18 protein-coding genes are annotated in these 24,494 nt (G+C 64.4%); 12 read left to right on the top strand and 6 right to left on the bottom strand.

The window, feature by feature from the left end; translation table 11 throughout:
• Positions 1-27: 27 nt before the first annotated feature.
• Complete coding sequence (locus tag PVE35_RS20160) at positions 28-732, bottom strand: response regulator (RefSeq protein WP_277372786.1); 705 nt, start codon at positions 730-732, stop codon at positions 28-30.
• Entirely contained in the window at positions 707-4,102 is a 3,396-nt protein-coding gene (locus tag PVE35_RS20155) for an ATP-binding protein (RefSeq protein WP_277372785.1), read from the bottom strand. Before PVE35_RS20155 ends, PVE35_RS20160 begins: the two co-directional genes overlap by 26 nt.
• A gap of 360 nt (positions 4,103-4,462) precedes the next feature.
• Between PVE35_RS20155 and urtA the strand changes: the two genes are divergently transcribed.
• The 9 genes from urtA (at position 4,463) to PVE35_RS20110 (ending at position 13,670) form a co-directional block, all read left to right on the top strand.
• Complete coding sequence (urtA, locus tag PVE35_RS20150; RefSeq protein WP_277372784.1) at positions 4,463-5,695, top strand: urea ABC transporter substrate-binding protein; 1,233 nt, start codon at positions 4,463-4,465, stop codon at positions 5,693-5,695.
• A 96-nt stretch (positions 5,696-5,791) separates the two neighbouring features.
• The gene (urtB, locus tag PVE35_RS20145; RefSeq protein ID WP_277372783.1) at positions 5,792-6,709 is read left to right on the top strand and encodes an urea ABC transporter permease subunit UrtB; all 918 of its coding nucleotides are present in this window, start codon (positions 5,792-5,794) and stop codon (positions 6,707-6,709) included.
• Between the two features lie 88 nt (positions 6,710-6,797).
• The gene (gene urtC / locus PVE35_RS20140) at positions 6,798-7,973 is read left to right on the top strand and encodes an urea ABC transporter permease subunit UrtC (RefSeq protein ID WP_277372782.1); all 1,176 of its coding nucleotides are present in this window, start codon (positions 6,798-6,800) and stop codon (positions 7,971-7,973) included.
• On the top strand, positions 7,970-8,731 hold the full coding sequence (gene urtD, locus PVE35_RS20135) for an urea ABC transporter ATP-binding protein UrtD (protein ID WP_277372781.1): 762 nt from the start codon (positions 7,970-7,972) through the stop codon (positions 8,729-8,731). Before urtC ends, urtD begins: the two co-directional genes overlap by 4 nt.
• A 102-nt stretch (positions 8,732-8,833) precedes the next feature.
• Positions 8,834-9,523 carry an urea ABC transporter ATP-binding subunit UrtE gene (urtE, locus tag PVE35_RS20130; RefSeq protein WP_277372780.1) on the top strand — a complete coding sequence of 230 codons (690 nt, stop codon included), beginning with the start codon at positions 8,834-8,836 and terminating at the stop codon, positions 9,521-9,523.
• A 275-nt stretch (positions 9,524-9,798) separates the two neighbouring features.
• Positions 9,799-11,028, top strand: coding sequence for a formamidase (gene fmdA, locus PVE35_RS20125; protein WP_277372779.1), 1,230 nt, complete (start codon positions 9,799-9,801; stop codon positions 11,026-11,028).
• A gap of 61 nt (positions 11,029-11,089) precedes the next feature.
• Positions 11,090-11,437: a zinc ribbon domain-containing protein gene (locus tag PVE35_RS20120; protein ID WP_277372778.1), complete on the top strand. Its 348-nt coding sequence runs from the start codon at positions 11,090-11,092 to the stop codon at positions 11,435-11,437.
• A 94-nt stretch (positions 11,438-11,531) separates the two neighbouring features.
• A complete protein-coding gene (locus PVE35_RS20115) occupies positions 11,532-12,572 on the top strand; it encodes an aliphatic amidase (protein ID WP_277372777.1) in 1,041 nt (346 codons plus the stop codon).
• 63 nt (positions 12,573-12,635) lie between these two features.
• Positions 12,636-13,670: an AAA family ATPase gene (locus tag PVE35_RS20110; RefSeq protein ID WP_277372776.1), complete on the top strand. Its 1,035-nt coding sequence runs from the start codon at positions 12,636-12,638 to the stop codon at positions 13,668-13,670.
• Between the two features lie 81 nt (positions 13,671-13,751).
• Here PVE35_RS20110 and PVE35_RS20105 read toward each other — a convergent pair whose 3' ends face one another.
• Positions 13,752-15,335 carry a peptide chain release factor 3 gene (locus PVE35_RS20105; protein WP_277372775.1) on the bottom strand — a complete coding sequence of 528 codons (1,584 nt, stop codon included), beginning with the start codon at positions 15,333-15,335 and terminating at the stop codon, positions 13,752-13,754.
• A gap of 235 nt (positions 15,336-15,570) precedes the next feature.
• On the opposite strand from PVE35_RS20105, the gene PVE35_RS20100 reads away from it, so the two are divergent.
• From PVE35_RS20100 to PVE35_RS20090, 3 genes are all read left to right on the top strand, one after another.
• Positions 15,571-18,087: a sulfite reductase flavoprotein subunit alpha gene (locus tag PVE35_RS20100; RefSeq protein ID WP_277372774.1), complete on the top strand. Its 2,517-nt coding sequence runs from the start codon at positions 15,571-15,573 to the stop codon at positions 18,085-18,087.
• 446 nt (positions 18,088-18,533) lie between these two features.
• A complete protein-coding gene (locus tag PVE35_RS20095; protein WP_277372773.1) occupies positions 18,534-19,697 on the top strand; it encodes a type III PLP-dependent enzyme in 1,164 nt (387 codons plus the stop codon).
• Between the two features lie 200 nt (positions 19,698-19,897).
• Positions 19,898-20,785, top strand: coding sequence for a PA4780 family RIO1-like protein kinase (locus PVE35_RS20090; protein WP_268178852.1), 888 nt, complete (start codon positions 19,898-19,900; stop codon positions 20,783-20,785).
• Positions 20,786-21,958: 1,173 nt separating this feature from the next.
• Here the strand turns inward: PVE35_RS20090 and PVE35_RS20085 are convergent.
• Genes PVE35_RS20085 through PVE35_RS20075 form a run of 3 tightly spaced genes read right to left on the bottom strand, consistent with a single transcriptional unit; the run spans position 21,959 to position 24,339 of the window.
• Positions 21,959-23,119 carry an AAA family ATPase gene (locus PVE35_RS20085; RefSeq protein WP_277372772.1) on the bottom strand — a complete coding sequence of 387 codons (1,161 nt, stop codon included), beginning with the start codon at positions 23,117-23,119 and terminating at the stop codon, positions 21,959-21,961.
• A 21-nt stretch (positions 23,120-23,140) separates the two neighbouring features.
• Positions 23,141-23,509 (bottom strand): hypothetical protein, encoded by a 369-nt coding sequence (locus tag PVE35_RS20080; protein WP_277372771.1) that lies wholly within the window; start codon positions 23,507-23,509, stop codon positions 23,141-23,143.
• Positions 23,506-24,339: an SDR family oxidoreductase gene (locus PVE35_RS20075; RefSeq protein WP_268178849.1), complete on the bottom strand. Its 834-nt coding sequence runs from the start codon at positions 24,337-24,339 to the stop codon at positions 23,506-23,508. Before PVE35_RS20075 ends, PVE35_RS20080 begins: the two co-directional genes overlap by 4 nt.
• Positions 24,340-24,494: the final 155 nt, after the last annotated feature.

Here is a 24,494-nt window from a genome sequence, read left to right as displayed (position 1 = left end):
TGCTGTCCATGATCAGGGCAGCAGGCCCTAGGATTCGCTCAGCGCCGCCAAGGCCACCGACGCGGCGGCGGTGCGGGTCTCCACGCCCAGCTTCACGTAGACATGCTCCAGGTGCTTGTTCACCGTGCGCGGGCTGAGACCGAGGATGTCGCCGATGTCGCGGTTGGTCTTGCCGCAGGCCACCCAGCGCAGCACCTGCACCTCGCGCTCGGTGAGCTGGAAGCGCGCTGACAGGCGCGCGTGCGCGGTGGCGTCGTCAAGGCTCAGGCTGAGCGGTTTCGAGGCCGCTCGCGCGGCCTGCAGGACACGCGCGGTGCGCAGGTGCGAGGCGACGCGGGCGAGCACTTCCTCGGGGCTGATCGGCTTGGTCACGTAGTCGATGCCACCGGCCTCGAAGCCCTGCACCACATGTTCGCTGTCGGTCAGCGCAGTCATGAACAGCACCGGGATGTCGGCGCTGCTCGGCTCGGCCTTGATCCGCCGGCAGGTCTCGAAGCCATCGAGGCCCGGCATCATCGCGTCGAGCAGGATCAGGTCAGGGCGCCGCCGCTGGATGCGCGTCAGCGCACTGGCACCGTCCAGCGCCACCAGCACCATGTAGCCGGCATCGTCGAGGGCGTCGGAGAGCAGGGCGAGGTTGTCCGGCGTGTCGTCGACGATGAGGATGATGCCGCGTTCGCTGGGCAGGCAGGCTGGCGTCCTCGACTCAGTCGTGTGGAGCGGCGCATTCATGTTCGGCCTCCTTGAGTTGGCGGTTGAGTTCGTCGAGCTGGAAGCTTTTCAGTAGCACCCGCAGGGCGGCGGTGAAGCTGGCGCAGGCCGGCTGGCGCTGATCGATCTCGTCCAGGCGTTGCTGCAGGCCGCGCACATAGCCCAGGGCGCCCAGCTCGCGCAACGCTTGCAGGTCGTCGCTGCCCGGCAGTACCAGGGCTTGGGGCGGCGGCGCGGGATGCGCGCTGCGGTGCAGCCAGGTCAGGCTGAGCTGCTGCTGGATGCGTTCGAGCAACTGCGGGGTATGCACGGGCTTGGCCAGGTAGTCGTCGCAGGAGGCGGCGACGCTGCGCTCGCGGTCGTCGGTGAAGGCATTGGCGGAGATGGCGATGATCGGCGCCGGGCACTGGGTGTTGCGGCGGATCAGGCGGCTGGTTTCCCAGCCATCCATCTGCGGCATGGACAGATCCATGAGGATCAGATGCGGATTGTGCAGCGCTACCTGGCGGATCGCCTCCTGGCCGCTGGCCGCCTGGATCACCTCGAAGCCCAGCGGTTCGAGCATGCCGGCCAGTACCCGGCGGTGTTCGAGATGGTCGTCCACCACCAGAATCAGCCGGCGTTCACCCTGATAGCCGACGATGTCGTGCTCGACATGCACCACCGCCTGCGGCACACGCACTTCGGAGAGAAACAGGCGCACCTGAAAACGCGTACCCTGGCCAGGCTGACTATGCACAGACAGCTCGCCGCCCATCAGTGCGGTGAGCATGCGGGTGATGGTCAGACCGAGGCCGACACCGTTGTCCTGGCGCATCAGGTCGCCGCGCTCGAAGGGCTGGAAGATGCGCTCGATCTGCTCGGCGGCGATGCCGACGCCGGTATCGATGATCTCGAAGGTGGCGGTTTCGCGCATGTAGCCGACCCGTAGGCGCACCTCGCCGCGTTCGGTGAAACGCACGGCGTTGCCCAGCAGGTTGATCAGGATTTGCCGCACGCGCTTCTCGTCGCCGCGCACCACCGCCGGCATGCGGCCGATACAGTCGAGGCGAAAGTGCAGGCCCTTTTCCGCCGCCTGCGGGGTGAACATGCGTTCGAGCTGGTGGATGAACTCCGGGAAGGGGATTTCCGCCAGCTCCAGGTGCAGCTTGCCGGCTTCGATCCTGGCCACGTCGAGCAGGCCATCGATCAGTGACAGCAGGTGCGAGCCGCTGCGCAGGATGGTGGCCAGGGCATCCTGATACTGCCCCGGCATGGCCGCATCGCGTTGCAGGATCTGGGTGTAGCCGAGGATGCTGTTGAGCGGCGTGCGCAGCTCGTGAGACAAGCCGGTGACGTAGCGGCTCTTCGCCGCGTTGGCCGCTTCCGCCGCCTCCTTGGCCTGCTGCAGGGCCTCGTCGGTCTTACGGTGCGCCTCGATCTCCTGCATCAGCAGCAGGGTCTGGCGATCCGACTCCTCCTGCGCCACGCGTCGGCTTTCGCGGGTCAGCACCAGCCACCAGGCGAGCATGGCGGCGAACAGCGAGAGGGTCAGGAAGGCCTTGAGAAAGGCCTGGAACAGTGTCTGACGCATCTCCGGTTCCTGCGTCGGCAGGCCCAGCGACACCTGGCTGTAGATCAGCGCCAGGGCGCCGGACAGCAGCAGCACCAGCAGGCTGAGCAGGCCCAGGTATTGCGCCAGACGGCTGTGCAGGCGGGCGATGGTGCCCCGTGGAAAGACCCAGCCGATGAAGTCATCGAGCTGATCGGCCAGACGGGCACGGGGTTTGCAGCGGTCTTCGCAGCGGGCATCCAGCGAGCAGCACAGCGAACAGATCGGCGCGCCATAGGCCGGGCAGTGGGCCGTGTCGGGCTCCTCGAAGCGGTTGCTGCACAGGCAGCACTGCACCATGCCGGCCTCGGCGTAGGGGTAGAGCAACTGCGGCTGGCGCTCGCGGGCGATGTAGTAGCGCCCGCCGGTGAGCCAGGCCAGCAACGGTGCCAGGACAAAGGCCGAACCCAGCGCCACCATCGGCGAGGCCGCCTGCGCCAGGGCGCCGAACAGCCCCGCATGGGCCAGCATCGACAGCAGCGAGGCGATCAGCATGGCACCGACACCCACCGGGTTGATGTCGTAGAGGTGCGCGCGCTTGAACTCGATGTACTTGGGCGACAGGCCCAGCGGTTTGCTGATCACCAGGTCGGCCACCAGCGCGCCGATCCAGGCGATGGCGATATTGGCATAGAGGCCGAGCACTTCCTCGATGGCGTCGAACACCCCCAGTTCCATCAGCATCAGGGCGATGGCCACGTTGAACACCAGCCAGACCACGCGGCCTGGGTGGCTGTGGGTGATGCGGGCGAAGAAATTCGACCAGGCCAGTGAGCCGGCGTAGGCATTGGTGACGTTGATCTTCACCTGGCTGACGATGACGAACAGCACCATGGCTGCCAGTGCCCATTGCGGCGAGGCGAACACGTAGTTGAAGGCCACCAGGTACATCTGCGTCGGCTCGGCGGCGCGCTCCATGGGGATCTCGTGCTGCAGGGCGAGAAAGGCCAGGAAGGTGCCGGCGAGCATCTTCAGGGCGCCAGGGATGATCCAGCCAGGGCCGGCCAGCAACAGCGCCGTCCACCAGCGCACGCGGTTGGCGCGGGTCTTTTCCGGCAGGAAGCGCAGGTAGTCGACCTGTTCGCCGATCTGCGTGACCAGAGCCAGAGCCACGGTGCAGGCGGCGCCGAAGTGCAGCAGGTTGAAGCTGCCGGGGTCGCCTTCGCGGCCGGCGAAGCTGGTCCAGTCCGACAGGGCCTCGGGGTTCTTGGCGATGACGAACACATAGGGCAGCACCAGCAGGAACAGCCACAGGGGCTGAGTCCACATCTGCAGGCGGTTGATCAGGGTGATGCCGTAGGCCACCAGCGGAATGATGATCACCGAACAGACCACGTAGGCCAGGGCCAGCGGCATGTCGAAGTACAGCTCCAGGGCCAGCGCCATGATCGCCGCTTCCAGGGCGAAGAACAGGAAGGTGAAGCTGGCGTAGATCAGCGAGGTGATGGTCGAGCCGATGTAGCCGAAGCCGGCGCCACGGGTCAGCAGATCCATGTCCAGGCCGGAGCGGGCGGCGTAGTAGCTGATGGGCAGTCCGGTGAGGAAGATCACCAGGCTCACCGCGAGCACGGCCCACAGGGTGTTGGTGAAGCCGTAGGACAGCGCCAGGGCGCCGCCGATGGCCTCCAGGGCGAGGAACGACACGGCGCCCACGGCGGTATTGGCGATGCGCAGTTCCGACCATTTGCGGAACGACCTGGGGGTGAAGCGCAGGGCGTAGTCTTCCATGGTCTCGTCGGCGACCCAGGTGTTGTAGTCGCGGCGAATCTTGATGATGCGCTGGGTGCCGGTTGGCTGCACGGGCGAAGTCCTGCTGACGTTATCGGTTATTGAGCCCGTCCCTGTCGCGCGTCCCTGTAGGAGCCGGCTTGCCGGCGATCTGTGTGACCAGCAAGAACGCATCGCATGCAAGCGGGCTCCTACAGGGCGGATATCAGCAACTTCCATGCCCTACTGCGGCAAGCCCTCTACCGCGCGCGCGAGCTTCTGTCTGCCTGGTTGCTTGCGGGCCAGCTTGCACCAGCCTGGCGCGCGGCGCTGTACGTCAGATGACGTATGCCCTTACGTCATGCTGCGTATACCCCGCGCGGCGGGGGCAAACGCATCCTAGCTGCGAAGCCGGCGTGGTTCGGCACGAATAACCAGCACAGGAGCACGACCATGGATTCTCAACCGATTCGACTTCTACCGCGCCGGTTGGCGCTAGGGGCTGCGGCGCTGTCGCTGGTGGCCGCCAGCCTGTTCGGCCAGATGGCCCATGCCGAGGTGAATACTACCGGCCTGGCGGTGACCGACAGCGAGGTCACGGTCGGCATCCTGCATTCGGCCACTGGCACCATGGCCATCTCCGAGACCGGGTCGATCCAGGCCGAGCGTCTGGCCATCGAGCAGATCAATGCCAGCGGTGGCGTGCTCGGTCGGCAGATCAAGGTCGTTCAGGAAGATGGGGCTTCCGACTGGCCGACCTTCGCCGAGAAGGCGCGCAAGCTGCTGGTCGGCGACAAGGTCGCCAGCGTGTTCGGCTGCTGGACCTCGGCCTCGCGCAAGGCGGTGCTGCCGGTGTTCGAGAAGGAGAACGGGCTGCTCTACTACCCGACCTTCTACGAGGGCCTGGAGCAATCGAAGAACGTCATCTATACCGGCCAGGAGGCGACCCAGCAGATCCTCGCCGGCCTCGACTGGGTGGCCAAGGAGAAGGGCGCCAAGACCTTCTACCTGATCGGCTCCGACTACATCTGGCCGCGCACCTCGATGAAGATCGCGCGCAAGCACATCGAGAAGGTGCTCGGCGGCAAGGTGGTGGGTGAGGAGTACTACCCGCTGGGCAACACCCAGTTCGGCTCGCTGATCAACAAGATCAAGCTGAAGAAGCCTGACGTGGTCTTCGCTGCCGTGGTCGGCGGTTCCAACGTGGCCTTCTACAAGCAGATGAAAGCGGCCGGCGTGACCTCGGCCAAGCAGACCCTGCTCACCCTGTCGGTAACCGAGGACGAGTTGCTCGGCATCGGTGGCGAGAACATGGAAGGTTTCTACGCCTCGATGAAGTACTTCCAGAGCCTGGACAACCCGAACAACAAAGCCTTCGTCGAAGCCTTCAAGGCCAAGTACGGCCAGGACGCGGTGATCGGCGACGTGACCCAGGCCGCCTACCTCGGCCCCTGGCTGTGGAAGGCCGCCGTGGAAAAGGCCGGCAGCTTCGATGTGGACAAGGTGGTTGCTGCCTCCCCGGGCATCGAGCTGACCACTGCACCGGAAGGCTACGTCAAGGTGCACGAAAACCATCACCTGTGGAGCAAGACGCGTATTGGTGAAGTGCAGAAGAACGGCCAGTTCAAGGTGGTCTACGAGTCCGACCTGATCGAACCGAACCCCTTCCCAGAAGGTTACCAGTAACAGCAGCGACGAGCGGCAAGCCTCAGGCGGCAAGTGGAGCGGGCTCTGCTTGCGGCTTGAAGCTTGAGGCTTGCAACTTCTTTTGAGGGGGCTTGTATGGAATGGCTATCGGAATTCGGCGCCATCGCGGCCATGCAGGGGTTCAACGGCTTGTCCGTGTTCTGCGTGCTGCTGCTGATGGCCCTGGGGCTGGCGATCATCTTCGGGCAGATGGGGGTGATCAACATGGCGCATGGCGAGTTCCTCACCATCGGCGCCTACACCACCTTCGTGGTCTCGATACTCACCGAGCAGTACGCGCCGGCCTTCGGGCCTTACTACTTCTTCCTCGCCATCGTCCTCTCGTTCTTCATCGCCGGCGCCATCGGCTGGCTGGTGGAGTGGGCGATGATCAGCAAGCTCTACCAGCGCCCGCTGGATACCCTGCTGGCCACCTGGGGCCTGTCGCTGGTGATGCAGCAGGGCTTTCGCTCGATCTTCGGCGCCCGTGAGGTCAGCGCCACCCTGCCGGAATGGCTGATGGGCTCGTGGAACCCCACCGAGGCCATCGACATTCCGCGCAACGGCCTGTTCGTCATGGGCCTGACCATCCTGCTCACCGCGCTGCTGTTTCTCATGCTGTACCGCTCGCGCTGGGGCCTGCAGGTACGCGCCACCATGCAGAATCGGGTGATGGCGCGCGCGGTCGGTATCAATACCAAGCGCGTCGACCGCATGACCTTCGCTCTCGGTTGCGGCGTGGCCGGGGTGGCCGGCGCGGCCTTCACCACCATCGGTTCTACCGGGCCAACGGCGGGTTCGCTGTACATCGTCGACACCTTCCTGGTGGTGGTCTTCGGCGGCGCCTCCAGCCTACTCGGCACCATCGCCTCGGCATTCGGCATCGCCCAGGCGCAGTCGCTGCTGGAGTTCTTCACCAGTGGTTCGATGGCCAAGGTGCTGACCCTCTCCGCCGTGGTGCTGATCCTGATGCTGCGCCCGCAGGGGTTGTTCTCCAGCAAGGTGCGCAAATGAAAGGTAGGAGCCCGCTTGCGGGCGATTGCAACGCTGTTCATCGCCCGCAAGCGGGCTCCTACAGGATTATTGAAGTGAGGGCACGAGCATGAATCCGACACTCGACAAACTGCTCGGCGGCAAGCAGGGCGCCATCGGCCTAGCGTTGCTCGCCGCGCTGATCCTGGTGGTGTTTCCGCTGGCGCTGGATGCCTTTCGCCTGAACATGGTGGGCAAGTACCTGACCTACGCCTTCGTCGCCGTTGGCCTGGTGCTGTGCTGGGGTTATGGTGGCATCCTCAGCCTGGGGCAGGGCATCTTCTTCGGCCTCGGTGGCTATTGCATGGCCATGTTCCTCAAGCTCGAGGCGTCCGACCCGGAGAGCACCAGGATCCAGTCCACCCCCGGCATCCCGGACTTCATGGACTGGAACCAGATCACCGAGCTGCCGCTGTTCTGGGAACCCTTCCACAGCCTGAGCTTCACCCTGATCTCGGTGGTGGCGGTGCCGGTGCTGCTGGCGCTGGTGATCGGCCTGGCGATGTTCAAGCGCCGTGTCGGCGACGTGTACTTCTCCATCGTCACCCAGGCCATCGCGCTGATCCTCACCGTGCTGATCATCGGCCAGCAGGGGCTGACCGGCGGGGTCAACGGCATCACCGACCTGCGCACGCTCAAGGGCTGGGACATCCGCAGCGACGAGGCCAAGCTGATCCTGTATTTCGTCAGCGCGGCGTTGCTGATCGGCTGCATCCTCATTGCCCGTTTCATCATCGCCTCCAAGCTTGGCCGGTTGCTCCTGGCGATGCGCGACAAGGAAGAGCGAGTGCGCTTTTCCGGCTACGACGTGGCCAGCTTCAAGATCTTCGTGTTCTGCGTCGGCGCGGCCTTCGCCGGCATCGGCGGGGCGATGTTCACCTTGCAGGTGGGCTTCATGTCGCCGAGCTTCGTCGGTATCGTGCCGTCGATCGAAATGGTCATCTTCGCCGCTGTCGGCGGGCGCCTGTCGCTGCTCGGCGCGGTGTATGGCGCGCTGCTGGTCAACTTCGGCAAGACCTACTTCTCCGAGAGCTTCCCCGAGCTGTGGCTGTACCTGATGGGTGGCCTGTTCATCGTCGTGGTCATGTACTTCCCCAATGGCCTGGCCGGCCTCTGGGACAGCCATGGCAAGCGCTGGCTGGCACGCCTGCAGCGCAAGCCACAGGCCCGGATCGCCGAGCAGCCAGCGGCCAGGAGCGCCACCTCGAGCAAACAACCCGCCCCCGAACTGGAGAGCACGCCATGAGCCAACCCAGCGGTTTCCAGATGCCCAAGCCGGTGCTGGCCATCGAAGGGCTGACCGTGTCCTTCGACGGTTTCAAGGCCGTCGACGACCTCAACCTGTACATCGACCGCAACGAGGTGCGGGTGGTGATCGGCCCCAATGGCGCCGGCAAGACCACGGTGCTCGACCTGATCTGCGGCAAGACCAAGGCCACTGCCGGCAGCATCCAGTTCGAGAACCGCGAGCTGACCCGCATGCGTGAGTACGACATCGTGCGCGCTGGGGTTGGGCGCAAGTTCCAGAACCCCTCGATCTACGAAAACCTGACGGTATTCGAGAACCTGGAAATGTCCTACCCGGCCGGGCGCAAGGTGTTCGGTGCGCTGTTCTTCAAACGCACGCGCGAGGTGATCGAGCGGGTCGAACAGGTGGCGCAGGAGATCATGCTCGGTGATCACCTGCACCTGCAGGCCGACCTGCTCTCCCATGGGCAGAAGCAGTGGCTGGAGATCGGCATGTTGCTGATGCAAGACCCGCAACTGCTGATGCTCGACGAACCGGTGGCCGGCATGAGCGTGTCCGAACGGGTGGCCACTGCCGAGTTGCTGGGGCGCATCAGCCAAGGCCGTTCGGTGCTGGTCATCGAACACGACATGGAGTTCGTCAAGAGCATCGCCCACCGCGTCACCGTGCTGCACCAGGGCAAGGTGCTGGCCGAGGGCAGCATGGACGCGGTGCAGAGCAACCCCAAGGTGATCGAGGTGTATCTCGGCCATTGATCCGCCGAGCCCGCCACCGACCGTAGGGTGCGCTGTGCGCACCAAGCGACCGAGCCGCGTAGCCCGGATGAAATCCGGGACCTGTTCAGCAAGGAGTCATCCATGTTCCAGATCAGAAACCTCGCTTCCGGCTACGGCCAGAGCCAGATCCTCCACGAGCTCAACCTCGACGTGGCGAAGAAGGAAATCGTCGCGGTGATGGGCCGCAACGGCATGGGCAAGACCACCCTGTTCAAGAGCCTGATGGGCATACTGCCGCAGTGGGGCGGGCAGATCAGCGTCGACGGCAAGGAGGTGTCGACGCTGGAGACCCACCAGCGGGTGGAGAGCGGCATTGCCTATGTGCCGCAGGGACGGATGATCTTCCCCAGCATGACCGTGCTGGAAAACATCCAGACCGGGCTGCCGGCCAGCGCCAGTGGCAAGGTGCCGGACGATCTCTATTCGCTGTTCCCGGTACTGCACGAGATGCGCCATCGCAAGGGCGGCAACCTCTCCGGCGGCCAGCAGCAACAGTTGGCCATCGCCCGCGCCCTGGCCACCAACCCCAAGGTGTTGCTGCTCGACGAGCCCACCGAGGGTATCCAGCCGTCGGTCATCAAGGACATTGCCCGTAGCCTGAAGGAGATCCGCAACATGCGCGACCTGACCATCGTGGTGTCCGAGCAGGTGCTGTCGTTCACCCTGGAAATCGCCGACCGCTTCCTGGTCATCGAGAAGGGCCGCTTCGTGGTCGAGGAAAGCCGCGACAAGGTCGACGAGGCCAGTATCAGCCGCTATCTGTCGGTGTGATGCATCTGTAGGAGCCCGCTTGCGGGCGATGCTGTCGTTTGTAATCAATCTCCGGCAAGCCGGCTCCTACACATACAAATTCCCGCTTTACGGTCGCTGTGTTCTCCATGCAGCGGCCGCTTTTTAGCACCTGCGAGAAAGGCCTGCAGGCCTCGTGAAACCTGGCCTCCAGGCATACGTCATCCAACGTATTGGCCGATTTCTCGGCGCGTTCGAGACTGGCTGCGTACCCCGGCACAGGCCGGCATTCCTCACAGGTGTTATGGAGCTCTGTCATGACCGATACGCTGATCAAGGTCGACCTCAACCAGGCTGCGACCGCTAACGAGCAGGTACACAACCGTTGGCACCCGGACATTCCCATGGCCTGCTGGGTCAACCCGGGCGATGACTTCATCCTCGAGACCTACGACTGGACCGGTGGGGCGATCAAGAACGACGACGACGCCAGTGACGTGCGCGACGTCGACCTGTCCACCGTGCATTACCTGTCCGGGCCGGTGGGGGTCAAGGGCGCCGAGCCGGGCGACCTGCTGATCGTCGAGTTGCTCGATATCGGCGCCAAGCAGGACATGCTCTGGGGCTTCAACGGCTTCTTCTCGAAGAACAACGGCGGTGGCTTTCTCACCGACCATTTCCCCTCGGCGCAGAAGTCGATCTGGGACTTCGAGGGCATGTTCACCAGGAGCCGGCACATTCCCGGCGTGCGTTTCGCCGGCCTGATCCACCCGGGGCTGATCGGCTGCCTGCCGGATCACAAGATGCTCACCGAGTGGAACAAGCGCGAGCAGGCGCTGATCGACAGCAACCCGACCCGCGTGCCGCCGCTGGCCAACCCGCCGTTCGCCAGCACCGCGCACATGGGCAAGATGACGGGCGAGGCGCGCGACCTAGCCGCCGCCACCGGCGCGCGCACCGTGCCGCCGCGTGAGCACGGCGGCAACTGCGACATCAAGGACCTGTCGCGTGGCTCGAAGATCTTCTTCCCGGTCTACGTCGATGGCGCCGGCCTCTCGGTGGGCGACCTTCACTTCAGCCAGGGCGACGGCGAAATCACCTTCTGCGGCGCCATCGAAATGGCCGGCTGGGTGCACATGAAGGTGGAACTGATCAAGGGCGGCATGGCCAAGTACGGCATCAGGAACCCGATCTTCAAGCCCAGCCCCATCGTGCCCACCTACAACAACTACCTGATCTTCGAGGGCATCTCGGTGGACGACGAGGGCAAGCAGCACTACCTTGACGTCAACCTGGCCTACAAGCAGGCCTGCCTCAACGCCATCAACTACCTGACCAAGTTCGGCTACTCGCCGGCCCAGAGCTACTCGCTGCTCGGCTCGGCGCCGGTGCAAGGGCATATCAGCGGCGTGGTCGATATCCCCAACGCCTGCGCCACGCTGTGGCTGCCGACCGACATCTTCGAGTTCGACATCAACCCCAGTGCCAGCGGCCCGACCAGGTTCCTCGACGGCAGCATCGACCTGCCCATCGCCTACGACAAATGATGCCCGCGCGCACGGCCGCCGTAGGGTGCGCCGTGCGCACCGAATTTACCGAGGTATTGCCATGCCCATCTACGAATACGACTGCCCAAGCTGTGGTGATTTCACCCTGCTGCGGCCAATGGCCGAGCGTGACCAGCCCTGTGCCTGCCCGCACTGCGACACTGTCAGCGAGCGGGTGATCCTCAGTGCGCCGGGCCTGGCCAGCATGGCCGGCAGCCAGCGCCGCGCCCACGAAACCAACGAGCGCAGCGCCCACGCGCCGCAAAGCCTCGAAGAGTACAAGGCCAACCGCAAGCACCCGGCCGGTTGCAGTTGCTGCGGCCCGAGCAAGCCGGTCGAGCGCACCAAGGCCAACCCCCACGGCCTCAAGGCCAGCCCCTCGGCACGGCCGTGGATGATCAGTCACTGAAAAGCAGCGGCAAGCTGCAAGCCACAAGCGGCAAGCAGGGCGCGCTCTTGCTTGAGGCTTGCAGCTTGCGGCTTGAAGCTCAGGAGAGTTTTTTATGCGCCATGGCGATATTTCCAGCAGCCCAGATACCGTTGGCGTTGCCGTCGTCAACTACAAGATGCCGCGCCTGCACAGCAAGGCCGAGGTGCTCGACAACGCGCGCAAGATCGCCGAGATGATCAAGGGCATGAAGCTCGGCCTGCCCGGCATGGATCTGGTGGTGTTCCCCGAGTACAGCACCATGGGCATCATGTACGACAAGGACGAGATGATGGCCACCGCCGCGACTATCCCAGGCGAGGAAACGGCGATCTTTTCCGCCGCCTGCCGCGAGGCCAAGACCTGGGGCATCTTCTCGCTCACTGGCGAACGCCATGAAGAGCACCCGCACAAGGCCCCCTACAACACGCTCATCCTTATCGATGATCAGGGCGAGATCGTGCAGAAGTACCGCAAGTGCATTCCCTGGTGCCCCATCGAGGGTTGGTATCCGGGTGACCGCACCTACGTGTCCGCAGGCCCCAAGGGCATGAAGATCAGCCTGATCATCTGCGATGACGGCAACTACCCGGAAATCTGGCGCGACTGTGCGATGAAGGGCGCCGAGCTGATCGTACGTTGCCAGGGCTACATGTACCCGGCCAAGGAGCAGCAGGTGCTGATGGCCAAGACCATGGCCTGGGCCAACAACTGCTACGTGGCGGTGGCCAACGCCACTGGCTTCGACGGGGTGTACAGCTACTTCGGCCACTCGGCGCTGATCGGCTTCGACGGCCGCACCCTGGGCGAGTGCGGCGAAGAGGAAATGGGCATCCAGTACGCCCAACTGTCGGTGTCGCAGATCCGCGATGCGCGCGCCAATGACCAGTCGCAGAACCACCTGTTCAAGCTGCTCCATCGTGGCTACACCGGCGTGTACAACTCCGGCGACGGCGACAAGGGTGTGGCCGACTGCCCGTTCGAGTTCTACCGCACCTGGGTGCTGGATGCGCAGAAGGCCCAGGAAGACGTGGAGAAGATGACCCGCTCGACCGTCGGGGTGGCCGATTGCCCGGTGGGCGAGTTGCCGCATCCGGGCAAGGAACGTTTCGCGTAGGGTGCGCCGTGCGCACCATGAGAACCATTGGTGCGCACGGCGCACCCTACCGGTGATCGTCTCATGCCTTTTGCCAACGACCTGATCGACAGCAACCGCGAGCGCCTGGAGCACCAAGGCGTTACTCGACTGCAATCACGTTTCCTGTTCGAGCCGGCTGCCGTGATGGCCCTGCTGCGCTCACGTATCGTCGGCCAGGACGCGGTGCTGGCGCAGGTCGAGGCCATGCTCAAGGTGATCAAGGCCGACATCGGCGAGCGTGAGCGGCCACTGGCGGTCAACCTGTTCATGGGCCCGACCGGCGTGGGCAAGAGCGAGATCGTGCGCTTGCTGGCCCAAGCCATTCATGGCCGCGCCGATGCCTTGTGCCGCATCGACATGCATACCCTGGCCCAGGAACACTACGCCGCCGCCCTGACCGGTGCGCCGCCCGGTTACGTTGGCAGCAAGGAAGGCACCACGCTGTTCGATGCAGAAGCCATCGCCGGCAGCTTCGGGCGGCCTGGCATCGTGCTGTTCGACGAACTGGAGAAGGCCAGCCCTGAGGTACTGCGCAGTCTGCTCGGCATTCTCGAGCATGGCCGCCTGACGCTTACCGCCGGCAGTCGCACCCTGGACTTTCGCAACAGCCTGATCTTCATGACCAGCAACCTCGGTGCGCAGCAGGCGCAGCGTTACCGCGAGCGTTTTGCCCATGGCTGGCGGCGTTGTCTGGGGCTTGCTCCGAAAGGCGAAGCGGCGCTGTTGGAGAAAGTACTGCACGAGCGCTTCGAGCCGGAATGGCTCAACCGCCTCGACCGCATCCTGGTCTTCGAGCGTGTCGACGAACAATGGCTGGATGCCTTGCTGGATATCGAACTGGAAAAGCTCAACCAGCGCCTGGGTCGCCAGGGACGCTCGCTACAGGTGGAACAGAGCGCCCGCACCTGGCTGTGCCGCGAGCATGACATCCGCTTCGGTGCTCGCGCCCTAGCGCGCCGCATACGCACCGAACTGGAACCGGCAGTCGCCGAGCATCTGCTGGACGATCCAGCAACGACGCGACTGCTCTGCACCTGCGAGCACGATGGCCTGAAGGTAAGGCCACGCTCTTCGTAGGAGCCGGCTTGCCGGCGATGCTTTTTCGTCAGCCATGATCGCCGGCAAGCCGGCTCCTACAAAGAGTAGTCGTGCAGACCTTTAGTGATGCTCGCGCGTCGCGCGGAATTTCACGTCCGGCCAGCGCTCTTCCATCAGGCTGAGGTTGACGCGGGTCGGCGCCAGGTAGGTGAGGTGGCCACCGCCGTCCACGGCCAGGTTCTCATGGGCCTTGTCCTTGAATTCCTTGAGCTTCTTCTCGTCGCTGCATTCGATCCAGCGCGCCGACCAGACGTTGATCGCCTCGTAGGCGCATTCCACCTTGTATTCCTCCTTCAGGCGGCTGGCCACCACGTCGAACTGCAGCACGCCGACCGCGCCGAGGATGATGTCGTTGTTGCGCTCGGGGAAGAACACCTGGGTGGCGCCTTCTTCGGCCAGTTCCTGCAAGCCCTGGCGCAACTGCTTGGATTTCAGCGGATCCTTCAGGCGCACGCGGCGGAACAGCTCCGGGGCGAAGTGCGGGATGCCGGTGAAGCCCAGGTTCTCGCCTTCGGTGAAGGTGTCGCCGATCTGGATGGTGCCGTGGTTGTGCAGGCCGATGATGTCGCCGGCATAGGCCTCTTCCAGGTGCTCACGCTCGCTGGAGAAGAAAGTCAGCGCGTCGCCGACGCGCACGTCCTTGCCCAGGCGGGCATGGCGCATTTTCATGCCCTGGGTGTACTTGCCCGAGCAGATGCGCATGAAGGCGATGCGGTCGCGGTGTTTCGGATCCATGTTCGCCTGGATCTTGAACACGAAGCCGGAGAATTTCTCTTCGGTCGGCTCCACGCTGCGCTCGTTGGCGGCGCGCGCCAGCGGGCGCGGCGCCCAGTCGACCACGGCGTCGAGTACGTGGTCGACGCCGAAGTTGCCCAGTGCGGTGCCGAAGAACACTGGGGTCATCTCGCCCTTGAGGAAGGCGTCAGGCTCGAATTCGTGGCAGGCGCCCTGCACCAGCTCCAGCTCTTCGACGAAGCGCTCGTACATGTCGCCAAGGTGGTTGCGGGCCTCGTCGGAATCCAGCTTCTGGATGATCCTGGCTTCGGTGCGCTCGTGGCCGTGGCCCGGGGTGTAGACCACGATGTAGTCGCCGCTCAGGTGGTAGACGCCCTTGAAGTCCTTGTAGCAGCCGATCGGCCAGGTGATCGGTGCGGCCTTGATGTTGAGCACCGCCTCGATCTCGTCGAGCAGTTCGATGGGGTCGCGGATGTCGCGGTCGAGCTTGTTGATGAAGCTGACGATGGGCGTATCGCGCAGGCGGCACACATCCATCAGCGCGATGGTGCGCGGCTCCACGCCCTTGCCGCCGTCGAGCACCATCAGCGCGCTGTCCACAGCGGTCAGGGTGCGGTAGGTGTCCTCGGAGAAGTCTTCGTGGCCGGGGGTGTCGAGCAGGTTGATGATGTGCTCGCGGTAGGGGAACTGCATCACCGAGGTGGTGATGGAGATGCCGCGCTGCTTCTCCATCTCCATCCAGTCGGAGGTGGCGTGGCGGTCGGACTTGCGCGACTTCACGGTGCCGGCCACTTCGATGGCCTTGCCCATCAGCAGCAGCTTCTCGGTGATGGTGGTCTTACCGGCGTCGGGGTGGGAAATGATGGCGAAAGTACGGCGCTTGGCGACTTCGGCGGCCTGGGTGGTCATGGATGCGTGCCTGGGTTGAATCGTTGAGGACGCCCTAGCATGGAACCTGGCGCCCGGAAAACTGGCGATTATACCGATAACTGCAGGCTCTGGCCGAGGGGCGTGGATAGGCCTGCGGTGCGGGCATTGGCAGGCGACTCGCGATGCGTAAAAAACACGTAAATGAATGGTTATGAAAATTATTCTTATATAGAGTAGCCGCCCGTCGTGAGGGTCAGGCAGGGGTGGCTCCGTCGTGTTCAAGAAAATCGTCTTCCAGTTGCACTGGTTCTTCGGCATCAGCGCGGGGCTGGTGCTGGCCATCATGGGTATCACCGGCGCGCTCTACAGCTTCGAGGGCGAGATCACCCGAGCGCTGAACGCCGAGCAGAGCCGACCCAGTGCGCAGGGCTACCTCACACCCGCCGAACTGGCGGCACGGATCGAGGCCGCCACCGCCGACCGTGTTACCAGCCTGTGGGTCGATGGTCGGCATGACGGGCCCGGCACGGCCTTCCTGTCGCCGCCGCCGGGCGAGCGGCGCGGCCCGCGTATCGTCTTCGACCCCTACACTGGTGAGGTGCTGGCCGAGCCCGTCGGTCAGGGTTTCTTCCGCCTGATGCTGAACCTGCATCGCTTTCTCGCCATGGGCGAGGTGGGCAAGCAGATCACTGCCGCCAGCACCCTGGCGCTGCTGTTCTTCTGTCTGTCCGGGTTGTACCTGCGCTGGCCGCGCCAGGCGTTGAACTGGCGCGTCTGGCTGACCCTGGACTGGAAGAAGAAAGGCCGCAGCTTCAACTGGGATCTGCATGCCGTCGCGGGCACCTGGGCGCTGCTGTTCTACCTCTGTGCCGGCCTCACTGGCCTCTATTGGTCCTATGACTGGTACCGCGAAGGGCTGACGCGACTGCTCGCCGATACGCCGCAACAGCAGGGTGGCGGTCGGGGTGCCCATAAAGTCTCCAATGGCCCGGTGCCCGAGGTTGGCTACGAGGCCATGTGGCAGGGCATCCAGCAGGCGGCCGGGCCCCATCTGGTGGCCTGGAACCTGCGTCTGCCGGCCGCTGCCGGGGAGCCAGCGACCGTCTTCTACCTGCTTGATGACGCCGAGCACCCACGGGCCTTCAACCAGTTGCAGATCGACCCGAAGAGCGGCGAGGTCAGCGGCCACGAGCGTTATGCCGACAAGAGCCTCAAGGCACAGTTGCTGGTCAGTCTGTATTCGCTGCACGTCGGCGAATATTTCGGCATGCCGGGGCGCATCCTGATGCTGCTGGCCTCGGCAAGCATGCCGCTGTTCTTCATCACCGGTTGGCTGCTGTACCTGGATCGGCGACGCAAGAAACGTGCGGCGCTGGCGGCTCGCGCCGGGCTGCAGGCTGACGATTCAGGTGAAGGCTGGCTGGTGGGCTTCGCCAGTCAGAGCGGCTTCGCCGAACAACTGGCCTGGCAGAGCGCCGGGCAGTTGCAGGCCGCCGGCATCCCGGTACGGGTCGAGCCGCTGTCGCGGGTCGATGCCGACAGTTTGCGCAAGACGCGCAAGGCGCTGTTCGTGGTCAGCACCTTCGGCGATGGCGAGGCGCCGGACGCCGCCCAGGGCTTCGAGCGCAAGGTACTCGGCGCTTCGCTGCCGCTGGAGCAACTGAGCTACGCCGTGCTGGCCCTGGGGGATCGGCAGTATCAGCACTTCTGCGGCTTCGCCCGGCGTATCAACCACTGGCTGGGGCTGCAGGGCGCGCAGCGGCTGTTCGACAGTGTCGAGGTCGATGGTGCCGATCAGGCCGCGCTGCAGCGTTGGCAGCAGCACCTCAGCGAGTTGACCGGTGCCGCGCCGGTACACTTCGAGCAGGCGCCCTGGCAGCGCTGGACGCTGGCCGAGCGCCGTTTGCTCAACCCCGGTAGCCAGGGCGCGCCGGTGTATTTCATCGGCTTGACGCCGCCGGCACAAAGCACCTGGCAGGCCGGCGACATTCTCGAGATACGCCCGCGCCATGCGTCAGCGCGGGTGCAGACCTGGCTGCAGCATTCCGGTTTAGCCGGTGGCGAGGCGGTGACGCTGGATGGGCAGCATCTCGAGCTGCGCGAGGCTCTGGCCGAACGGCAGTTGCCGGACAGCTTCGCCCATCTGGTCGGGCTGCATGCCCAGGCTCTGGTTGATGCCTTGGTGCCGCTGAGCACACGGGAATATTCCATCGCTTCGGTGGTGGCCGACGGCGTGTTGCAACTGATCGTGCGCCAGACCCGGCTAGCCGACGGCAGCCTGGGCCTCGGTTCCGGCTGGCTGAGCCAGCACCTGCCCGAGGGCGGCCAGTTGCTGGCGCGGGTGCGGCGTAACCGTGGCTTCCATCTGCCGGAGGACGACTGCCCGCTGATCCTGATTGGCAGTGGCACCGGTCTGGCCGGACTGCGTTCGCTGCTGCGGGCACGCGCCCTGGCCGGGCAGGGGCGCAATTGGCTGCTGTTCGGCGAGCGCAACCGCGCTTGCGACTTCTTCTGTGGCGACGAACTGCAGGCGGCGCTGGTCGCGGGTGAGTTGCAGCATCTGGATCTGGCCTTCTCCCGCGACCAGGCCGAAAGGCGCTACGTGCAGGATTTGCTGCGCGAACAGCACGAGCGCCTGCACACCTGGCTGGCCGAAGGGGCGGCCATCTACGTCTGTGGCAGCCTGCAGGGCATGGCCGGCGGCGTCGATACGACGCTACGCGAGTTGCTCGGTGAGCAGGTGGTGCAGGAGCTGGTCGAGGACGGGCGTTATCGCCGCGACGTGTATTGATCCCGCTGGCCTGGCCTGTGTTCCGGGCGGGTCGATGCGCTGGTTGAAACGGCACTGCAATGGCATTGAAACACGGCTGCGCCAAACTGGCTGAAAGCCGCGCCTGTTCAGCATTCCAGGGCATTTCGTGCGATATCCGGAACGATGTGAAATTAGCGGGAATTTCCGGTTGATCTGGAGGGGCGCATGGTCTTAAAGTCCGCGCCCGAACGTCCATGCTGGAAACGATCCATCCGGCTCAAGTACTGACGACGAGAGATCGCAGGTGGCTCACCGCGATCGGCGATGCTCGGCGACATGCCTTGGGAAGTAGGCGAACCAAAGTGGGGAAACTGTCAGACGTTCAGGCACGCGCGTTGCGCGGCCACCCCCTACACGTAGCGGAACCTGTCAGGTGTTTCGCTGCCCGAATCCATGTGTTCCCGGTTTAGCCAATGGAGTCCCGCATGTCGATCAAGGTCGAAGACTACTACGCACCCGCCACTTTCCAGCGCATGAAGGCGTTCGCCGATCAGCACGACACCCCTTTCGTGGTGATCGACCGGAAGATCATCGCCGATGCCTATGACCAACTGGGCACCTGCTTCCCCTTCGCCAAGACCTATTACGCGGTCAAGGCCAACCCGGCCATCGAGATCATCGAACTGCTGCGCGACAAGGGCTCGAGCTTCGACATCGCCTCGATCTACGAGCTGGACAAGGTGATGGGCGCCGGCGTCGGCCCCGAGCGTATCAGCTACGGCAACACCATCAAGAAGGCGCGCGACATTCGCTACTTCTATGAAAAGGGTGTGCGCCTGTTCGCCACCGATTCCGAAGCCGACCTGCGCAACATCGCCAAGGCCGCACCGGGGTCGAAGGTCTACGTGCGCATCCTCACCGAAGGCTCCACCAGCGCCGACTGGCCGCTGTCGCGCAAGTTCGGCTGCCAGCCGGACATGGCCCTGGATCTGCTGATCCTGGCCAAGCAACTGGGCCTGGTGCCCTATGGCATCTCCTTCCACGTTGGTAGCCAGCAGCGCGACATCGACGTGTGGGACGCGGCCATCGCCAAGGTCAAGGTGATCTTCGAGCGCCTCAAGGAAGAAGACGGCATCACCCTGCAGATGATCAACATGGGCGGTGGCTTTCCGGCCAACTACATCCAGCGCACCAACGACCTGGAAACCTACGCGGCGGAAATCACCCGCTTCCTCAAGGAAGACTTCGGCGACGAGCTGCCGGAAATCATCCTCGAGCCGGGCCGTTCGCTGATCGCCAACGCCGGTGTGCTGGTATCGGAAGTGGTGCTGGTGGCGCGCAAGTCGCGTACCGCCGTGGAGCGCTGGGTGTATGCCGACGTCGGCAAGTTCAGCGGCCTGATCGAAACCATGGACGAGGCCATCAAGTTCCCCATCTGGACCGAGAAGAAGGGCGAGATGGAAGAAGTGGTGATCGCGGGTCCCACCTGCGACAGCGCCGACATCATGTACGAGAACTACAAGTACGGCCTGCCGCTGAACCTGGCCAGCGGTGACCGCCTGTACTGGCTGTCCACCGGTGCCTACACCACCAGCTACAGCGCCGTGGAGTTCAATGGCTTTCCGCCGCTGAAGTCCTACTACCTGTAACGCCTTGCAGGTCAGCGACGCCCACCTCGTGTGGGCGTTCGCGTTTCTGCCCGTAGCTGTCGGCGTGGATGTTCCGCCGCGCGGCTCCGACCATCGTCGGGATGCTCATGCAGATCGAGGGTCGGCATCGCCTCCAGGCTGTGAGACGATGGCAACCAGCCTTTACGCTTTTCGCCACGCAGGAGCCACGATTCACACCGATGAAGACGCCCAAACGAATCGAACCCCTGGTCGAGGATGGACTGGTGGATGAAGTGCTACGCCCGCTGATGAGCGGCAAGGAAGCCGCGGTCTATGTGGTGCGCTGTGGTGACGAGCTGCGCTGCGCCAAGGTTTACAAGGAGGCCAACAAACGCAGCTTCCGCCAGGCCGCCGAGTATCAGGAAGGCCGCAAGGTACGTGGCAGCCGCCAGGCGCGCGCCATGGCCAAGGGCAGCAAGTACGGGCGCAAGGAACAGGAACAGGCCTGGCAGAACGCCGAGGTGGCTGCACTGTTCCGCTTGGCCAGTGCCGGTGTGCGCGTGCCCAAGCCCTACGATTTTCTCGACGGCGTGCTGCTGATGGAGCTGGTCGACGATGGCGAGGGCGATGTGGCGCCACGCCTCAACGATGTCGAGCTGCACCCGGACGACGCCCGCGAATTCCATGCCTTCATGATCCAGGAGATCGTCAAGATGCTCTGCGCCGGCCTGGTGCATGGCGACCTCTCCGAATTCAACGTGCTGCTCGGCGCCGAAGGCCCGGTGATCATCGACCTGCCCCAGGCGGTGGATGCCGCTGCCAACAACCATGCCTTCGCCATGCTCGAGCGCGACGTGCGCAACATGGCCGAGTATTTCGGCCAGTTCGCTCCGGAGCTCAGGTACACCAAGTACGCCAAGGAGATGTGGGCGCTCTACGAGGCCGGCAAGCTGCAGCCCGATAGCCAGCTCACCGGCGAGTTCGCCGAGCCAGAAGATGCCGCCGACATTGATGCGGTGATGCGCGAGATCAAGGCTGCGCTGGCCGAGGAGGCGCGGCGCAAGGCGTTGCTGGAAGCCGAGGACGCGCCCAAGGATGCCGAGCCCACGCCGCCCTGGATGCGCTGAGCCTGGTGTAGGCGACGACTGCATGGATGCAGGGAGCGAAGCAGGAAGCTCGATCCGAGGCCGCCAGTGCAATACCGATGGCGGCCCCGCAAAAACAGGCGAAACGACCAACGGGCGTAACAGCCGAAGGCTGGCCCGAAGGGCGAACGCAGTGAGTCAAAACGGTCGGAGTCGCGCTCGACTTTACGAGCTGTAAATGAGCATTTTTGACGGGAGCGCCTAGCTTGGGCTCGCACACGAGCCTGTTTTTATTTTGCGTGGGATCGTTTGCTTGATACCGGACTGGCAAGTTTGTGTGTTGTCTTGTTGGTCTGTGTTGGTCTTCTGGACGCCGCCTTGGGTGTGTCCAGATATTCCGGGTTTCGCCCCCTCGGGCGACTCACTTTTCTTTGAACTGCGCAAAGAAAAGTAAGCAAAAGAAACGCACCCCCGCCATCCGGGTCTCGCTTCGCTCGACTTCCCTCACTCCGGCATCGCTCCGGGGTCGGCTTACAAGGGCCATCCCTGGCCCTTTAAGCCTCTCGCGGCATCCATGCCGCTCGCCCCCTGCGCAATGCCTACGTTCGGCCTCCTGAAGGGGGAGTTAGCGCGCCTGAACGTACAGTTGTTCCGAGCATGCGCGGCGTGTTCTGGTAGCAGTGGAAGCACGACGTGGCTGTCGAATTAAACCAATAGTTTCATTCGCGCAGTTTCATGTATTGAACGGCTTGCCGGCTTGCAGCCGGCATTCAGGTCAGCCCTAAGGCTGACCCTGTACTCAAAACTCCGTGCTACTTCTGGGTTACCGCTGGTTCAGGCGCGTGCAGAGCCCGCCCAGGAGGGCGAACGGAGTCGTCGTGGAAGAGGTCGAGCGACATGGATGTCGCGAGAGCCACGATGGGCCATGGATGGCCCACCGTGGCGGGCCTCTGGAGCGGCGATGGAGTGAGCGAACCCTGGCGAAGCCAGGGCCGGATGACCGGGCGGAGGGTTTTGGTTACTTTTGCCCGTCAAAAGTGACTCGCCCGGGAGGGCGAAACCAGAAACATCAACAAAAACGCGGCAAGCCGGAACAGACACAAGAACAACCAACACCTTATTGCCAGTCCGGTATCAACCAAGCATTCCCCCTGAAAATGCCAAGAACCTGTTTTTAACGCAGCAATGGCAACCTAGGTGGCTTTCAACGGCCTGCTAGTCCGGCCAGCGCCAGAGCGGCTCATCCAGCATGCCCTGGCCGCGGATGCAGGTCTGCCCCAGTGGTTTGTCCAGTTCCAGGGTATTGCAGCCGGGGTCTTGCTTGAGCGTGGCGATCAGGCGGCTGGCGTGAGATACCACCCACACCTGCGTGTGGTGCGAGGCGGCGATGATCAGGCGCCCGAGCGCCGGTAGCAGATCCGGGTGCAGGCTGGTTTCGGGTTCGTTGAGCACCATCAGCGACGGTGGCCTGGGTGTTAGCAGGGCGGCGATCAGCAGCAGATAGCGCAGGGTGCCGTCGGACAGCTCGGCGGCGCTCAAGGGGCGTAGCAGACCTTCCTGGCGCAGCTCGACGGCGAAGCGCCCACCGGCCTGGAAATCGATGTGCAGACGGCTGCCAGAAAAGGCGTCGTCGATGGCGGCGTCCAGCGCAGCGCGGTCGCCTATTTCGCGGATGGTCTGCAGCGCGGCGGCCAGGTCGCGGCCATCGTGGTGCAACACTGGCGTGCGCGTGCCCAGTTGCGGCTGGCGCGCGGGTGCCTCGGCGTCGCTGCGAAAGTGATCGTAGAAGCGCCAGCGGCGAATGGTTTCCCGTAGCTGGAAGACTTCCGGGCAATTGGGGTCGTTGCCGATCTGGTCGAACAGGCTGTCGTAGTTCGGCACGTGCTGGGCCAGTACCTGCCAACTGCGTCCTTCGCGCATGCGCACCAGAGGCCCGCCCCGATCCACCAGCAGCGAGGCGGGGCGGTAGTTGGCGCCGGCCCAGATGCACTCGCGCTTGATCTCTGGGTCGAGGGAGAAGGCCGAGTTGCTCGGCTCGGGCAGACCCAGCGCGATGGCATAGCCGAAATCCTCACCGGCAAAACCCAGGCGCAGGCGCATCACGTTCTGCCGCGGGCCGCCCTGCACGGGTACCTCGCCCTTGAGCATGCGTCGGGAAATCTTCTCCGGCCCGGCCCAGAAACTCGACTCCAGCCCGCCTTCGCGGGCCAGGGCGTTGACCACGCCGCCCTGGGCGGTTTCCGCCAGCAGACGCAGGGCGCGATAGAGGTTGGACTTGCCGCTGCCGTTGGCGCCGGTGATCAGGTTGAGCCGGCCCAGCGGCAGGATCAGGTTGTTGATCGAGCGGTAGTTGGCAACGGCAAGGGTGTGCAGCATGAGTGTCGTCCTGACGGGAGATCAGCGGCCGTAACGTGGCGAGAACGCCAGCCAGGCCAGCAGCGGGTAGCACAGGTAATGCAGGCTGAACAGAAGCAGGCCCATGGGGCTGGGCGTGTCCTGCAGGGCCATCATGCCCAGCAGACTCAGATAGAGCAAACCCAGCATGCCGCCGTAGAGCAGGGTCAAGCGCCAGCGTTCGGCAGCGCTCGGCGCGCGGCCCTGGCGCCAGTGGAACACCAGGGCCAGGCCAGTGGCGATGGCGGCGGCGATCAGCAGGGTGGTGAACACCCCGCCCAGACGCACGAAGGTGCGCAGCAGCAGGTTCAGCAGCACGGCCGCGATCACCCCGGCCAGGGCGTAATGGCGCACCTGCACCGCGGGGGTCATAGCGCGCGAGCCAGGCCGAAGCGTTTGCGCAGTATCCGTTCCAGCAGTGCCTTGGGCACCAGGGTGGCGGTCAGCGGCAGGGCACGGCTGCCATTGCCCAGGCGTAGCAGGCGCGGGCGTTTGTCACGCTGCACGGCGGCCAGAAGCTGCGTGGCGAAATCGCTGGCCGGCGTAGGTTTGTCCTGCGAGGCGTTGGCGCGGGCGCGGATGCCTTCGCGCAGCGGCCACCAGGGTGAGTCCTGGCGGATCAGCGCCTCGGCCTGCTGGGTGGCGTTGCTGCCGAAGCTGGAGGCGATAGCGCCCGGCTGCACTTCCATGACATCGATGGAGAAAGGCGCCAGCTCCATGCGCAGGGCGTCGCTCAAGGCATGCACGGCGGCCTTGGAGGCGCAGTAGGCGCCGGCGAATGGTGTGACCAGTACTGCCGAGACGCTGCCGATGTTGACCACCAGACCACGGCTGCGACGCAGCAGCGGGAAGAAGGCGCGGGTCACGCCGACGATGGCGAAGACGTTGGTCTCGAATTGCTGACGCATGGCTTCCACGCCGCCATCGAGCAGCGGCCCCATGGCGCCGTAGCCGGCATTGTTGATCAGCACGTCGAGGCCGCCGATTTCACCTTCCAGGCGCTTGGCCAGGGCTTGCGCGGCCTCGGCATCGTTGACGTCCAGGTGCAGCGCATGGAAGCCGGCCTGTTGCAGATTGGCCAAATCCGCCTCCTTGCGTGCGGTGGCCCAGACAGCGTAGCCGGCCGCCTGGAAGGCATCGGCCAGAGCGCGACCTATGCCGCTGGAGCAGCCGGTGATAAGGACGTTGGGTTGATCAGCCATGCGCAAGACTCCCTGAAAAAGTGATGGACGATCAGCTTAGCAGGCCGCTTGGGTCGCAAAGGGAAAAATGAGAGCAGACTCAACTTTAGCTGGCAGGCCTCGGGCATGCCCGGCATTGGCTAGCCCCTGTACAGGTAGGAGCGAGTGTTCGGACC

It is taken from the genome of Pseudomonas sp. AA-38 (genome assembly GCF_029457475.1).
GTDB lineage: Bacteria > Pseudomonadota > Gammaproteobacteria > Pseudomonadales > Pseudomonadaceae > Aquipseudomonas.
The sequence above is the reverse complement of the archived record's forward strand: the minus strand, read 5'-3'. Positions and strand labels throughout refer to the sequence as shown.

Bases quoted from the DNA above. Each gene is read 5' to 3' on its own strand.
- PVE35_RS20085 (WP_277372772.1), bottom strand. From the start codon at position 23,119: ATGCTGCACACCCTTGCCGTTGCCAACTACCGCTCGATCAACAACCTG.
- PVE35_RS20080 (WP_277372771.1), bottom strand. From the start codon at position 23,509: ATGACCCCCGCGGTGCAGGTGCGCCATTACGCCCTGGCCGGGGTGATC.
- PVE35_RS20115 (WP_277372777.1), top strand. From the start codon at position 11,532: ATGCGCCATGGCGATATTTCCAGCAGCCCAGATACCGTTGGCGTTGCC.
- PVE35_RS20120 (WP_277372778.1), top strand. From the start codon at position 11,090: ATGCCCATCTACGAATACGACTGCCCAAGCTGTGGTGATTTCACCCTG.
- urtE (WP_277372780.1), top strand. From the start codon at position 8,834: ATGTTCCAGATCAGAAACCTCGCTTCCGGCTACGGCCAGAGCCAGATC.
- fmdA (WP_277372779.1), top strand. From the start codon at position 9,799: ATGACCGATACGCTGATCAAGGTCGACCTCAACCAGGCTGCGACCGCT.
- PVE35_RS20160 (WP_277372786.1), bottom strand. From the start codon at position 732: ATGAATGCGCCGCTCCACACGACTGAGTCGAGGACGCCAGCCTGCCTG.
- PVE35_RS20090 (WP_268178852.1), top strand. From the start codon at position 19,898: ATGAAGACGCCCAAACGAATCGAACCCCTGGTCGAGGATGGACTGGTG.
- PVE35_RS20075 (WP_268178849.1), bottom strand. From the start codon at position 24,339: ATGGCTGATCAACCCAACGTCCTTATCACCGGCTGCTCCAGCGGCATA.
- urtB (WP_277372783.1), top strand. From the start codon at position 5,792: ATGGAATGGCTATCGGAATTCGGCGCCATCGCGGCCATGCAGGGGTTC.
- urtD (WP_277372781.1), top strand. From the start codon at position 7,970: ATGAGCCAACCCAGCGGTTTCCAGATGCCCAAGCCGGTGCTGGCCATC.
- PVE35_RS20095 (WP_277372773.1), top strand. From the start codon at position 18,534: ATGTCGATCAAGGTCGAAGACTACTACGCACCCGCCACTTTCCAGCGC.
- PVE35_RS20105 (WP_277372775.1), bottom strand. From the start codon at position 15,335: ATGACCACCCAGGCCGCCGAAGTCGCCAAGCGCCGTACTTTCGCCATC.
- PVE35_RS20110 (WP_277372776.1), top strand. From the start codon at position 12,636: ATGCCTTTTGCCAACGACCTGATCGACAGCAACCGCGAGCGCCTGGAG.
- urtC (WP_277372782.1), top strand. From the start codon at position 6,798: ATGAATCCGACACTCGACAAACTGCTCGGCGGCAAGCAGGGCGCCATC.
- urtA (WP_277372784.1), top strand. From the start codon at position 4,463: ATGGATTCTCAACCGATTCGACTTCTACCGCGCCGGTTGGCGCTAGGG.